The sequence below is a fragment of the Photobacterium alginatilyticum genome (assembly GCF_009910675.1).
Taxonomy (GTDB): domain Bacteria; phylum Pseudomonadota; class Gammaproteobacteria; order Enterobacterales; family Vibrionaceae; genus Photobacterium; species Photobacterium alginatilyticum.
The window spans coordinates 22513-36959 of the sequence record NZ_RSEJ01000006.1; the positions used below are offsets into that span (position 1 = coordinate 22513).

The 14447-nt window shown below is 48.3% G+C and carries 14 protein-coding genes; 4 read left to right on the top strand and 10 right to left on the bottom strand.

The genetic code is table 11. The features are described 5' to 3' along the window. Positions 1–3: 3 nt before the first annotated feature. The 3 genes from EIZ48_RS07540 to EIZ48_RS07550 form a co-directional block, all read right to left on the bottom strand. A complete protein-coding gene (locus EIZ48_RS07540; RefSeq protein ID WP_160649773.1) occupies positions 4–2595 on the bottom strand; it encodes a cytochrome c peroxidase in 2592 nt (863 codons plus the stop codon). Then, complete coding sequence (locus EIZ48_RS07545) at positions 2592–4277, bottom strand: Lcl domain-containing protein (RefSeq protein WP_160649775.1); 1686 nt, start codon at positions 4275–4277, stop codon at positions 2592–2594. The genes EIZ48_RS07540 and EIZ48_RS07545 overlap by 4 nt, the downstream gene beginning before the upstream one ends. 382 nt (positions 4278–4659) lie before the next feature. After that, entirely contained in the window at positions 4660–5052 is a 393-nt protein-coding gene (locus EIZ48_RS07550; RefSeq protein ID WP_160649777.1) for a YMGG-like glycine zipper-containing protein, read from the bottom strand. A gap of 428 nt (positions 5053–5480) precedes the next feature. On the opposite strand from EIZ48_RS07550, the gene fbp reads away from it, so the two are divergent. Next, positions 5481–6497 carry a class 1 fructose-bisphosphatase gene (gene fbp, locus EIZ48_RS07555; protein ID WP_160649779.1) on the top strand — a complete coding sequence of 339 codons (1017 nt, stop codon included), beginning with the start codon at positions 5481–5483 and terminating at the stop codon, positions 6495–6497. 52 nt (positions 6498–6549) lie between these two features. Here fbp and EIZ48_RS07560 read toward each other — a convergent pair whose 3' ends face one another. Together EIZ48_RS07560 and EIZ48_RS07565 are read right to left on the bottom strand one after the other, a co-directional pair. Continuing rightward, positions 6550–7842 (bottom strand): ATP-binding protein, encoded by a 1293-nt coding sequence (locus tag EIZ48_RS07560; RefSeq protein WP_160649781.1) that lies wholly within the window; start codon positions 7840–7842, stop codon positions 6550–6552. Between the two features lie 10 nt (positions 7843–7852). Continuing rightward, positions 7853–8584: a response regulator gene (locus EIZ48_RS07565; RefSeq protein ID WP_160649783.1), complete on the bottom strand. Its 732-nt coding sequence runs from the start codon at positions 8582–8584 to the stop codon at positions 7853–7855. Positions 8585–8828: 244 nt separating this feature from the next. Here EIZ48_RS07565 and EIZ48_RS07570 point away from each other — a divergent pair, with 244 nt between their 5' ends. Continuing rightward, on the top strand, positions 8829–9311 hold the full coding sequence (locus EIZ48_RS07570) for a hypothetical protein (protein ID WP_160649785.1): 483 nt from the start codon (positions 8829–8831) through the stop codon (positions 9309–9311). 56 nt (positions 9312–9367) lie between these two features. Here EIZ48_RS07570 and EIZ48_RS07575 read toward each other — a convergent pair whose 3' ends face one another. The 4 genes from EIZ48_RS07575 to EIZ48_RS07590 all read right to left on the bottom strand — a co-directional run bounded on the left by EIZ48_RS07575 (position 9368) and on the right by EIZ48_RS07590 (position 11984). Beyond that, positions 9368–9601, bottom strand: a complete 234-nt coding sequence (locus EIZ48_RS07575; protein ID WP_160649787.1) for a thioredoxin family protein — start codon at positions 9599–9601, stop codon at positions 9368–9370. A gap of 18 nt (positions 9602–9619) precedes the next feature. Beyond that, positions 9620–10606, bottom strand: a complete 987-nt coding sequence (locus tag EIZ48_RS07580) for a permease (protein WP_160649789.1) — start codon at positions 10604–10606, stop codon at positions 9620–9622. A 140-nt stretch (positions 10607–10746) separates the two neighbouring features. Then, a complete protein-coding gene (locus EIZ48_RS07585; protein ID WP_160649791.1) occupies positions 10747–11322 on the bottom strand; it encodes a sigma-70 family RNA polymerase sigma factor in 576 nt (191 codons plus the stop codon). A 104-nt stretch (positions 11323–11426) separates the two neighbouring features. Then, positions 11427–11984: a TetR/AcrR family transcriptional regulator gene (locus EIZ48_RS07590; protein WP_160649793.1), complete on the bottom strand. Its 558-nt coding sequence runs from the start codon at positions 11982–11984 to the stop codon at positions 11427–11429. A 236-nt stretch (positions 11985–12220) separates the two neighbouring features. Between EIZ48_RS07590 and EIZ48_RS07595 the strand changes: the two genes are divergently transcribed. Further along, positions 12221–12850, top strand: coding sequence for a hypothetical protein (locus EIZ48_RS07595; protein WP_160649795.1), 630 nt, complete (start codon positions 12221–12223; stop codon positions 12848–12850). A gap of 3 nt (positions 12851–12853) precedes the next feature. On the opposite strand, the gene EIZ48_RS07600 is transcribed toward EIZ48_RS07595, so the two are convergent. After that, a complete protein-coding gene (locus tag EIZ48_RS07600; protein ID WP_160649796.1) occupies positions 12854–13438 on the bottom strand; it encodes a TetR/AcrR family transcriptional regulator in 585 nt (194 codons plus the stop codon). 112 nt (positions 13439–13550) lie between these two features. On the opposite strand from EIZ48_RS07600, the gene EIZ48_RS07605 reads away from it, so the two are divergent. Further along, complete coding sequence (locus EIZ48_RS07605) at positions 13551–14438, top strand: DMT family transporter (protein WP_160649798.1); 888 nt, start codon at positions 13551–13553, stop codon at positions 14436–14438. Positions 14439–14447: the final 9 nt, after the last annotated feature.

Consider the following 14447-nt stretch of genomic DNA (forward strand, 5'->3'; position numbering starts at 1 on the left):
AGGTTACTGTCCCAGGCTGGCCTGAGAAGCTGGCTGCTGCGGACTGTCAGCCGTGATTGCATTCATGAAGGCTTTCAGCGCTTCCGCCTCCTGATAAGTCAGGTTCAACGGGCGAATGTTTTCCGACAGTTTCGGATAGTTAGGATCATATTTGCTCCAACCAAACGGCGCATTGCTCGCCATCCCCTCCGAATACATCGAAATGACACCATCCATTGTGTGAACCAAGCCATTGTGGAACCACGGACCCGTATTCATGACATCACGCAAAGACGGTGTTTTGAATTTACCGACACTTTCACTCTTACCGTCAACGTTATACTGACCTAAGTCTTCATAAAACGCCTTATAGTAAGTCAATCCCACATTTTCAAATGCGTGGTTAGTAAGTTCCGGTCCCATGTGACAATTCGCACAGCGACCGTTACGACGATAAATATCCAGCCCCCACAGCTCCTGATCACTCAGCGCATCGGTATTGCCCAGCGGAGCCTGTTTAACAAACCGGTCAAGCTTACTCTCGTTACTCACAATCGTACGCTGGAACGTGGCTAATGCCATACCCAATTGCTCTGCAGTAATTGCCCCCTGATTAAACACTGCATCAAATTGTGCAGGATACGTCGGGTGGGCATTTAGTCGCTCAACCAGGCGGGGCAATGTCTCTGCCATCTCCAGAGGATCCTGGATCGGTATCAGCGCCTGTTGTTCCAGATCTTTTGCCCGGCCATCCCAAAACAGAACCGGTAAAAAGGCACTGTTCACCACTGTTGGCGCATTACGCTTACCGCGCTGTCGGTCATGGCCAATCGAGACTTCCAGGTTATCCGTCCACCCCTTTTGCGGGTCATGGCAGCTAGCACAGGAGACATCCTGTGCCCGGGAAAGGAACGGGTCAAAAAACAGTTTTTTCCCTAGCTCAACCTTGCTGGCCTGATACGGATTGGAATTTGGAAACTCGGGCAAAGGCATTACACCAAGCTCCTGATACCCGGACATATCATCCACAAACGGTGCCGGCCAATTCTCCGGAGAGGTCGCATAGTCTTGCCGCAGCTTGGCCATATTCGGCCTGCCATGGTTATTGACAGAGCGGGGATCCTCCGTCGCCCTTGGCTCAAACTCCGAGGCGATCAGCAATACTTTCGCCCGCTGGTTTGGAGCCGCCGCAACAGGCGTCAGCGAAGGTACATGTGGCAATGATAACGTCGCATACCCTGATTTTGTCGACACCCAGTAGTTGCCCGCCTCGGGCTGGTTTAGCGATGCCTGGTACAGCAGTTCAAACTCACCGCCATCAACTATCTGATGCAGTAATAATGCAAGCTCTTCCTGAGATGGAACGCGCCAGTCGCCACGTCCACACTGCTGCAAAGCATTCACCTGCTTCACCATCTCATCCAGGGTACAGGTGGACTGCTCGCAATGGCTGACACTGGTTTCGAGCGCAAACGTATGTGCCGTATTGGTGATATCACTATTGCCCGGTGTCAGCCAATAAACATAAGAAAAGCGGCCGTCACGCAAAAACAAGTTATCACGCACCAAGCTACGCATATCGTCCAGGCAGCGCCATGGGCTCTCTTGATAGCTGTTTTGCTGCAGCGCTCGATCGATAGGCAGCCCTTGATCATTCAACCGTATAAAGCTGGTTGCTTCCGACTGCGGCTCCACCTGCTGATTAGGCAGAGAAGGGTCGCGGTATTCGCCGCTGACCAGCATGACCGAGGCTGGCTGGCGTTTATTCTGGTTTGAAACGCTGTTGCGCTTAGCCCCGAAACTGTAGCGATGGGCAAGGTTATCGACTTGCTCATCACTGGCATCCGTCGCTAGCCAATAATATTCAAACCCGACATCGGCAAAAAAATAAGGGTCTATAGCGGCCTGATTCCGGTCGAGTGCAAAGTCCTGTTCGCTGGTGAGATTTTTCATCTCATAAGCGAAAGGCAAACGCCAGTCGCTCTTGCCGCACCATTGGTTCTGGTTTGCATGGGCAATAAGCGCATCGGTATTGCATTCACTATCACCAAGAAAGCATTGTGCCCCAAGGTGCGGCAAGGTCGCATCCCAATCTTTCCAGGCAAACGTCTGCTGATTGGGCTGGGTTGTTGTCGCCCAGGTCACCCCCAGATGCGTACTGGTATCTGTCACACATTGCCATGTCTTTCCAGAAGACGGATCGTTGACCATGCTTTGGATGAACCGTGGCGTACTCTGATTCACCCGTAGCAACCAGTTGATCACAACCACATCATCATTACCGACCAACTCAAGCCGAAAGGCATCGGCCCCCGTTTCCGCCTGAGGTGCCTGATATTCAAGCGCTCCGCCATTAATCACTACCCGACCAAGCTTCGGCGGTTCAATAACACGCAGTGTCTGATCACTTTTCAACTGATACTGGTAGGTAAACACCCCCCCCTGCGTCACCTGTGCTTTCGGTGAACGATCCAGTTGTTGTAACTCAGGCGTCGATGTTGACGTGGACGGTTGTGTCGACACGGGTGCAGAATCACTACCGGAACCATTGCAGGCAGAAAGCAGCAGAGACATTGCAATAGATGCAGCGCCCAATGTTAAAGAGGAAGACTTCATGGTTGTACAGCCGAGGTCGAAATCAGACGAACGCGATACAGAGAGGCGTTGTTTTCGCCACTGCTGTCGGACCATTCACTTTGGAAAGCAACGGCCATATGCTTGCTATCCGGGTAATAGTTATCCGCTGTTTGTGTCCAGTAGTAGCTGTTCTCTTCAACCACGGTGTCAGCAAAAATAGTGTTCACATAGCCGGCACGGTAAGACATGCTTTCCATGTTAAACGCAAAAGAATCAATCAGGATCGACTTAAGCTCAGATTCCGTCGGCAGACGCCAGTCATTACGGCCACACAGTGTATTGGCATTAATGGTATCTACATAGGCAACGGCTTGATCATAGCTCATTAATGGACCTGCTTTATCAATTCTCTGCCAAAGAATCTGAGTATTGGGTACCTCGGTGGCGAAGAATTTGTCCTGGCTACACGCCCACTCAGCAGCATCCTGATCCTGCAGAGGCTGCCCGGAAACACCCAGCTTGGTAAAGCGACTCTTCCACTTGCTGTCTTCATCACCTTTGGCATTTACTTCAGCTTTCAGTGGCGCCGTGATTCCCCCGATAGTATTTTCAGCGTCATCAGCAATCACGCTACCACTTACCAGCATCGAAAGACGCGGTTCGTTGGTTGAGCGCGGTGGCATCCTTTCATCAGCAAAGTCGCTGCCCATCCACATCACATAGGCATCGCCGACGGTTGCGTTAGAGCCTTGCCAATCGCCCTCAACAGCATTGCTATCATGCCCATTCGGGTATTGCGTATAGCTGCTGCTCCAGTACGCTTCGTCATAGTTGGCATCAACATACGGGAAGAAAAAGCTGTCGACAGGCGAAAGACGCTTATTATCATCCAGCATGTCGTTGGTCAAAATCGTTTTCCACTCGTTACGGGTCGGCAGGCGCCAGTCTGACTTTCCACACAACTGTTGGCTATTGGCGGCTGCAATCAGGTTATCGGTATTACAAACCGTATTCAGCCCACAAGCTGATTCAGAAAAATCGCGATTGTTAACGACACGATCACCCCAATAATAGGTTGAATCAAAAGCAAACTCACCGTTAGCCTGCAACGCCTGCCACATCAGGCTCGAGCTGACATCCTGCACGCACGACCAATCGCTGGCTTCCATTGTCATCACTTGCTTGTCTTCCGCCAGCGCAACCCCTTCAGCATCCAGCTTGACGAAGCGGGTCACCACGGTGTTATCGCTGTTCTGGTAAAGAGGCAACACATAACCCGTCACCTGATAATTCGTGTTCTCAATCTGGTATTTTATTTCAAAGTGATAATTGTTGGTTGATGCCAGGCGGTGTGTTGATGTCGTGTCAGCGGCTTTAGCAACCGTATTTTTGGCTACTGCCGCTTTGGTCTGAGCATCTGAAGCCGAAGCGGTAGGTTGGAACACAAAGCGCCCTGATGTCTGATCAACATAGGCCTTACCAAAATTGGTAGTGATATTGGTAACTTTTTGAGCGGTTTGAACAGAAACACCCGGCGCATCAAAAGTAACCTTGGACGCATCTACAAACTGAATACTCTTACTCGACAACTCCACCTTTTGATCTTGGGCTGCCTGGTTTTGTCCTTGACTGACTGGGTTAGCAGCACTACTTGTCGAGCTTGAATTGCAGCCTGTGAGCAAGGCAGCAGTCAACAATGCTGATAATTTATTGTATTTCATCGTTATATTTCTATTTTTTATAAATGGACGGCGATACTACAAGCGACACAAACCAAATGCAAATATAAATGCGAATTGTTTGCATTTGGTTTGTGAGCTGGGTTTATAGAGAAATTACAACAAGATGACTGCCAGAAATGGCTGAAAATAATTCTCAACAAATTACTTGCAATCTAAATGAGAATGGTTATTATTAAGGTGCTCTCAGACGAGAGGAAAATGATTCATCTTCTTGCTCTGAAGGCACGACATTGCTCACATTGCTTCCAGTGTACTTCAGCTCCGGTTGAATGTTTTTAGTGTAGGGCTAGAAACGAATTACCACTTCTGCTGAGCGGCTCTCTTGCCAAAGTAAGAGCCGCTTTTTTCTATTCAACGCCAGTTACTTTTCAAGGTCATAGACAACGTAACCTTTGTTATCCAGACAGCGGCGAAGCACTTTAGCCTGAACTTCCGTCGCATCATTCACCCCTGATAATGCGCCCGCACCACCTCCGATAGCCCCGCCGGCTAGGGCACCTGCCGCTACACCGGCCAACCCGTCCTCCAGGCCACCAACTACCGCACCTACCACGGCACCCGACGCCGCACCGTTTTGGGCCTCTACCTTGGCCGACTCGGCTTTGTCGACGCTCTCGGCATAGGATTGGCAATATGAAAAGTCCTGTTCGTATTGTGCCTGATCGACATTCGTCATATCGACCACCGGCTTTTGCTGGTACGCACAGGCAGACAATAGGGTAGCAATCATAGAAGCAATAAGGATCTTTTTCATGGGTATCTCTCTGTTGAATTCGGTACGGAACATCTTGTTCAGGTAAACTCGGTCAATAGAGACAAATGTACATTGTTTTATATTTAGCTCATAACATATCTTTGTCTGCCTTTGTCACACTCAATACAAAGCCATACATTGTTACGGTGACATACCGACGCACCCCATGAAATCAATGCATGAAACCGCTGCATGAACCACCACATAATGCTGATGTCTTGTGCACATGAAGAAACACTCTTATTACCTTCTGCGCATACTTCAATCGGTGAATATTCGTTAATATAAAATTTCGGCCACCTAACAGAAAATACGTTAATTACACTGTTACCAGTGGGGCTACACACATAAAAATAAATTTAAATCAGAATATTAGGCATTCTACGTAGTGTGCCGAATACAAAATAACAGGATTTCAAGGATAGGAAATGTCCGATATTAAAACGCTTGGTGAGTTCATCATCGAGAAACAGAGTGACTTCCCCCATGCCAGTGGTGATCTGTCTTCGCTACTGGGTTCGATTAAGTTAGCTGCCAAAATTGTAAACCGTGAAATCAACAAAGCAGGATTGATTGATATTACCGGCGCGGTTGGCAAAGAGAATATTCAGGGCGAGCAGCAACAAAAACTCGATCTATACGCCAATGACAAGTTTAAGGCCGCACTCGAGTCCCATGCCCAGGTATGCGGCATTGCCAGCGAAGAAGAAGATGAAGTTGTTATCTTCAGCAAAGAGCAAAACCGCAACGCCAAATATGTAGTTCTGATCGATCCGCTGGATGGCTCTTCTAACATTGATGTCAATGCTTCTGTCGGCACGATATTTTCTATCTATCGACGCCTATCACCGGTTGGCAGTCCCGCAACAGAAGAAGACTTTCTCCAGCCAGGCAATTGCCAGATTGCAGCAGGCTATGTCATCTATGGCTCTTCTACCATGTTGGTTTATACCACCGGGAAAGGGGTTCACGGCTTTACCTATGATCCATCTCTGGGCGTTTTCTGTCTTTCCCATGAAAACATCCAGATCAGTGAACACGGCAGTTGCTACTCTACCAACGAAGGCAACTATATCCGCTTCCCAACTGGCGTGAAAAAATACATCAAGTACTGCCAGGAAAATGTGCCTGAGGACAACCGCCCGTATACATCGCGCTATATTGGCTCGCTCATTTCAGATCTTCATCGAAACCTGCTTAAAGGGGGAATTTACCTCTACCCTAGCACTGCGGCCTACCCTGAAGGTAAGCTCCGTCTGCTTTATGAATGCAACCCGATGGCTTTCATTATGGAGCAGGCAGGCGGTAAGGCGTGCAACGGCGCAGAGCGGATCCTGGATATAACGCCAACCTCATTACATCAAAGAATGCCTTTCTTTGCTGGCTCTAATGCGATGATTAACACGCTCGAACAATTTCTGGCCGAACCAGAACATAACGCATAACCATAGCAACAGTATCCAAAGGCTCACTAACGGAAAGTGAGCCTACTGAACGTTAGTCTGTAGCAAGCGCCTGCGGCACAATCAGCGTAAACCTTGCCCCGCCAGAGTCACTCGCCCCAATTTCGACCTTACCCTGATGGCGAGCCATAATTTGTGCAACTATTGCCAGGCCAAGGCCATGGCCGCCAGACTCGCGATCCCTGGCGGTACCAACACGGTAAAATGGCTCCAGAATTCGCGCTCGTTCGTCTTGCGGGATCCCGATACCGTCATCATCGATTTGAATATGCAACGCTTGCTCATAGCGAAAAACGCGGAGATCAATACGCTGCTCAGCATAGCGGGAAGCATTGCGGACGATATTCGATACCGCGCGCGTTAACTGATAGACATCCACGGCAGCACTATCGTCAGTTTGATAATCGACATTAATCGTAATATCCGTGTCCTTCTGGCATTTTGACACTAGTTTATCCAGCCAGTCACTCACGTAAGGCGAGGTAAGATTCAGGGGAATGGCCGCTCGCTCCATCTTGGCAAAGTAGAGAAGCTCTTCAATCATCTGTTCCAGCTCGGCCATATCATCATGAATCCCGGCGACATAATGCAACTGCTCTGGCGATATCCCAGAATCTTCCAGCATTTCAAGCTGACACTGGACCCGGAAAACCGGGGTACGAAGTTCATGGGCAACCGCATTGGTCAGCTGTTTGTGGCTGGTGATCAGGGCAGAAATTTTATCTGCCATCTGATTAAAACTACTGTTCAGGCTTCCTAGCCGATCACCCGGTTTTTCCGAGGCCCGGACGGCAAAATCCCCTTCGGCAAATGCCAGTGTCGTCTGCTCCAGTACACGAAAGCGCCGGGACAATATGACCAGCATTAACGCGCTATAGATGGCAAAGCCGGTATAGAAGAATATCCACAGCAAGGTCTCGTCAAAATCAAGTTGCTGCCAGATGGGCTTTGTTAAATCCGGTTCTATCTTGAATACCTGACGACTGTCTCCATACACAACAAAATAGCTATACGAATCGTTAAGATAAATTTGGTGAGTTTGCAGATCATCAATAATCTCGTCAGAGAGTTCAGGGTTGTCCCACTGATAAACCGAAAGACTTAACTGGTTTTCTTCGGCATACCGAGCAAGAAGCTCATCGGCATGACTTTGGCTAACGGAGTCCGCAACGTCGTCCAAGATATACACCACGCTGTGCGCCTGATTAAATTCAATCACTTCCTCGGAATCAGGTGTCAGTTCCTGGGTAACATAGACGTAGCTAAGAATACTCAGAAAAAAGAGCGCAGCGATCCCAATAAAAAACTCACAATACAAGCGTTTCATTCACTATCGCCTACCAACGATCAGGGACAAACAGGTACCCTTTACCGCGCACCGTGATTATTTTTCGAGGCAGAGCCGGGTTGTCGTCGAGCTTTTTACGCAATGACACAATTTTATTGTCGATGGTGCGATCAAGGCCGTCGTATTCTATCCCCCGGGTACTCTTGACCAGAAAGTCACGCGACAAAACCTCATCAGGGCGGCAAGCCAGAAGCCACAACAAGTCAAATTCACTGTCGGTGAGGCATATTTCCTCGTTATCGAGAGAGCACAGCTTACGTCTGCCGTTTAGGTGCAAGCTACCATAACGGCATTCTGTTAACGTGCCACCTGAACTCATTTCATTCTCTGTTGTTACATCAGTTGTTGACGTTTGAGATTCATCTCCGCGACGTAAAAGCATGCGAATGCGGGCCAGTAAGACTCTGGGTTTAATCGGTTTGTTGACGAAGTCATCAGCACCAATTTCCAATCCGGCGACATGGTCGATATCATCATCGCTCGCTGTCAGCATCAGAATTTTACTGTTGACCAGCGGCCGGACGTTACGGCAAATAGTCAGGCCATCCACGCCAGGCAGCATTAAATCGAGCACGACAAGGTCGGGCTGATGCTCAATAATCGTATCCGTAGCCAGGCTGCCGTCAGAAACGGTCACAACCTCAAATTGCTGCTGCCTAAAATAGTGCGCCAGCAACTCACACAGCTTGAGGTCATCCTCGACTAATACGATCTTTGTCATCTCATCCCACCCATAAATTAAACAGCGTTCAAAACCAAGTTCGGTGAATTAAATACTGAAATAACAACTTTATCAAGCAATAGAAAGCATACCCCGCACAAATGTATAGCCCTCTCACATTACAAAGGTGAATTCGCCATTCCACTTCAAAACAATCAGCTTCTGTCGCTACATTGACCATATGGCCATTTCTATCTGTAATTGGAATAGCACTTTCTCAACACACCCCGCGCAGAAGACAACAATGAACAAGGTAACTGGCAAGGTACGTGCTTTCGTACAGCTCCTACTAACAGGCGTTTTGCTGCTGGCGCCATTTCCAGCGATACCTGTTGCTGATCCGATACTTGCGGCGCTCCAGGGCTGCTGGCAGGGAAAAGCCATCAAAACACCCCGCGGGACTTTATCCTACCCAATCTGTTTTGAATTACAGCAAGACAATTCACTCTATGGCGTGGCTAATCTGGATGTCTCACGCCATCATTGGCATTTCTCCAACCAAGAAGACAACACTCAACTAAGGTTTCTCTCAACCTTTGCCGGTAATGACACGCCGATTTATCTATCGGCCAGCCATACAGCGACCGACCACATTATTTTCGAAGCAGACAACAGCCGCTATTTGAAGGTTCGGATACTGCAACAAGAAGAAGGGACGTACCGTTTTACCATCGAGGTAAAAGGCAAAGAGCATGTCATTATTGTGCTGACTCAGGAAGAGAGATGATACCTGGCAACGCTCACTGAGTAACAGTGAGCGTTGTGCTATCGGGTAAAGACTAATCAGGCAAACCAACCGGTAACCAGATCACGACTTGGGGCACTGCCTTTGTGAACAACCTGCTCGTCAATCACCACGGCGGGTGTCGACATCACCTGGTAGGCCATGATCTGCGCCATATCCTGAACTTTCTCAATCTGAATATCGATATTGAGTTCATCGGCAACCGCTTGGATCAGATCGGCAGTATTACGACAGTTAGCACAACCAGAACCAAGTACTTTGATTTTTTTCATTGTAGTTTCCTTATAGCATTAGAATGAAACGATATTGAATGTCCACCCGACAAAGGTGAAAGCTACCAGCAAGACAGCAAACAGTGTCGCCAGCAGTTTCCACTGCATAACTTGCTTGAGCAGGATAAATTCAGGGAAGCTGGCAGCGACGGTACTCATACAAAAAGCGAGCGTTGTTCCTATCGGCAGGCCATTAACAATTAAGCTTTCCATTACCGGGATCACCCCGGTGGCATTGGAATAGAGCGGAATGCCCAGCATAACGGCAGCCGGTACTGACCACCATTGGCCATCACCGAGGTGAGATTCAATCCAGCCATCGGGTACAAAGCCATGCAGTGCCGCGCCAAGGCCGACACCGATGATCACCCATTTCCATACCCGGCCAAAGATATCCGCGGTTTCCTGCCGGGCAAACTGGTGACGGTCACTCAGGGTCAGGGCTTTCCTTTGCAGCTCATTCGATTCGAACGGTTTATCTCGACCCTGTTTCAGTGCATCAGCGGCAAAAGACTGTAACCATCGTTCTGCTTTGATGGCATCAAGAAATACGCCGCCTAGCATCCCGACGACCATACCGACCAGAATGTACATCAGAGTAAACTTCCAGCCGAGCAACCCCATCAATAGCAATACCGCCACCTCATTGATTAATGGCGAGGTGATCAGAAAGGCCATGGTGATGCCCAGCGGGATCCCTGCCGAGCTAAAACCAAGAAAAACAGGAATACTGGAGCAGGAACAAAAAGGCGTGATGGCACCAAACAACGAGCCCAGCATATACCCGAACCAGCGACTTTTCCCGGCCAGATAATCTCTTACCCGTTCGACATCCAGTGACGCACGGATCACAGCGATCAGATAAATCATCACCACCAGCAAAGCGAAGATTTTAGTGACGTCTTCAACAAAGAAATGCATCGCATCGCCTGCTTTGGTGGCAGCAGACAGCCCAAGTAAATCAAACACCAGCCAACTGGCAAAATCGGAAAAAATCTGAAACATGCCTACAGCTCCCGTGACCATGTGCGGCAGGGAGAGCAGGTAATGAAAGAAAGTGTCATTACATCGTCCTTACAAAATTACCTCGTTATTTGCAAAGACGATGAAAGAAGCAAAAGGATGCAGAATTTTTAAGCTTAGTATCAGTTTTTTGGATCTCGAGGGGTAAAGCAGCAAACCCTGTGATACTCATCAAGCTTTACCTTGCACGACTGACTGAGCTGTCGCCGTAACTTCTGCCGGGCACGTTGCAACCGGGACTTGGTCGCCACCAGCGTCATACCATGACGATCGGCGTATTCCTTCTGGGTCATTCCCCGAATATCACACGCTTTGATGATCTCGCTGTCTTTTGCCTCCAGCTCACTCAGTACCCGAGGCAGGCATTGAGTCAGGCTATCAATGACCTCAGTATCATGCAGCTCCTGCTCAACATCCAAGTCATCAAGCGGAACAAACCGACGCTGGCGAACCTGATCAATCACCAGATTATTTGCCACCCTGAACAGCCAGGCCTTGGCATTCTCTATCTCACAGAAATCCTTTTTTTTGCTCATGGCACGCAAGAAAACTTCATGAAGCAAGTCTTCGGCCAGGGCGTCCTCGTCGGTATGCTTATATAGCCAGGCTAATAATGAATCCTGATGTGCCCGCCATGCCTTCATCAAACACGGCGCAACTGAATGAAAAGAAAGATCTGCAGATTCCGTGACACTCATTCCGACGCTCTCCTCACCGCTATCACCACTATCACCTCTAGGCCCAAGCTCGCATACACACCCACCCGACTGGCGTCACATACCAACCGGCAAAGCCGAGATTCTTAATCATCACTGCCTTTTTCTTGCGACGGCAGGGCTGTGATCCACGACGTTATTTCATCAATCCCGATCTGCTTACCGCTTAGCATCCTCATTAGCAGGCCCCCCAGCATCAAGGCCATTGCCTGGTTGGCCTGTGGCTTACCAACCATATACTGCATCTCTGACAGGTATTGGGCATTAGCCTTGTTCATCAAAGGATCCGCGGCAACCTCCCCGGCATTTTTACCCCGGACATAATCGAGTAGCAGCGCCATCTCACCCTGAAAGCGATTGTCTAGTACACCAATCATTGCAGCAATAGCCTCACCCTTTAAAGCAGGGACGGCCTCGCCTTCAGCCACTCCATATAAATTACTCGGCTGGGTGATAATTTCAGTACAGGCAGAAAAAAGTTCCTGTTTACTCGGAAAATAATGATAAAGCGCACTTTTTGATACGCCGATTGCGTCGGCAATGCCCCGCATACCCAAGCCGTTATAGCCATGCTCGATAAACACATCTACGGCTTTTGTCGCCAGCTCCAGACGATAAGCCTCATGGTCAATGATTTTGGGCATATTTCCCTCCTGTTTCAGACCACTTGGACAATAAACGATTGACCACAACGAGTCCAGCTGCAGATCTTTATTAGACCGTCTGGACTAAAAAGATTGACGATTAAAAAATCAGCCACTATTATTTAGACCAAGTGGACTATTTAGGCTTGTTTTTGTACACCGACATCTTACAAATGGTGCCGGATCTTCAACAAAGAGTGCTTGTAGTCGAAAGCGAAGATACTCAGGAGTTAATCATGAAAGAGAACATCCACACCATCAAAGATGCCCATATCGACTGGAACTGTCAGGGGAAATTCAATTTTACGACAGGCCACGGTGCCACACGCGCTGAAAGTATACTGGCTAACTACGCTGCCTTCTTGGCACCGGTTGCCCTGTATTTTCTTTCTTGGCAGAACTTAGAATGGAGCCTGCTGCAGATTGCCGTAGCCAGTTTTCTAGCTATCGATATGATTGGTGGTGTACTCACCAATTCATTGGGCTCCATGAAACGCTTCCTCTACTCGGAGCAAGTTTTACCGCAATCAATGATGGCGAAGCTGGTTAAAAGTAAATTTGTTTTTCCTATCATCCATTTCCAGATCTTCCTGGCACCACTGTGTTTTGATGTCACATGGGGTTATGCCTTGTTCTGGTATGGCATGATGATCGCGTCCATCGTGCTGATCCACGTATTGCCGCTCTACCTGCATCGTCCTGTCGCCCTGGCTATTGTGATGCTGGCGGTCATGATTAACCAAAGTGCCTTTATGCCGCTGAGCGGACTAGAGTGGCTGGCGCCGATCTACATCATCAAGTTAGTTCTGTCTCATGCCGTGCGAGAAGAACCATACCGGCCAGCAGACAACGCGGCAAACGCATAAGATCTATACAATGGCAGCCAGCAAGAAGTCAGTCGCTTTTCTGGCATGCTCATCAATCTGGTGCTGGCTCGGTTTTTCCCTTCCCATCAAAACGCCCGATCTCAGTGAAAGCAACATTCCAAGCCAAAGCTTTATCGTTGTTTCCGTATCTTTGACATCGAGCCTTTCAGAGAAAAATGCCGCAAGCTTTTCATGCGTATCATCAGGCCCTACCGCATGAAAAATACTGACAATTTCAGGGGCTTTCGCACTTTCAGCCACCAATAGCCGGAATGTCGCAATGTGGTTATCCGATAAGTGAAAGCCGATAAAATCCCTGGCAAACCCCGTTAAGGCATCGCGCGTGTTTGGGTTTTTTAGATGGGTAAGAAAGCTATCATCAAGACTTTCACCCATATGACGCAACGTTGCCTGAAACAAATCAATTTTTGTCGGGAAGTATCGGTAAACTGTTTGTTTTGTCATTCGAGCCTGCGCCGCTATTTTGTCCATACTGGACAGCACATATCCCTCGGATAAAAAAATCTCTTGTGCCGCAGCTAAAATCGCCCGCCTTTTTATCTCTTTATTTTGCTCGATTTTTCCCATTTTCAGCTCACCTCAAAAATTATTAATCATACTATACGGTATGATTTTTATTGACACAACTCCGCAAATATAAAATCATACCAATCAGTATGATTTTGTAGGGGAGTGAAAAATGACAAATATGATGATAAACAAGAGCAGCTTCAAGAGTGCTCGCACTATGGGTGTAAGTGTCACCCTGATGGGGGCTTTGCTAATGAGCCTGGATCCAATTTTCATCCGCTTTTCAGGTGTTAGCGGATTTGATACCGCTTTTCTGTTTGGTTTATTTACCGCTATATCCATGCCAATTTTCATCCAACTGCGAGATGAGCGTGGTTTGATAAGAGCGATAAACGAAAGCGGCTGGCCTGTGTTGCTCTCTGGCTTGTTAATGTTAGGAAGTGCAACAGGTTTGGTGCTGAGTATCAAACATACATCTATCGCCAACACCTTCGTTATTCTCAGTGCGGCACCGGCGCTAGCAGCAGTATTTAGCTGGCTGTTACTGGGAGAAGTGACCAAGCGTTCAACCTGGATAGCGATCGTTTCTGTCATGATTGGGATCGTTATTGTGGTATCAGGCTCATTTAATTCCGGCAATCTCATCGGTGACGGGCTGGCTGTATTCGCCGTCACCTGTTTATCCCTCAATCAGACGCTACTACGCAAATATAAGAATGTCAGCCGCATGGCAAGTGTCGGTTTTGGCGGATTATTCTTGGCTTTTGCGATGTTCTTCGTCGCCACGCCTTCAACCTACAGCCTAAACACCTGGCTAATTATGGGGGTTATGGGCTTATTTACCGCGCCTTTCGGGCGTGTATTGTCGCAAACCGCCACTCGCTACATCACGGCTCCCGAGGTAGGAATGATCCTAATGATTAATACGGTCCTGGCACCAATTTGGGCATTTAGCTTTTTCAATGAGATCCCACCAATGACAAGTGTACTCGGCGGCTCGATCATCCTGCTGACCATCTTAATTTACGCCATTTCTACCACTAAAAACGAACAATAGAATAAGGAC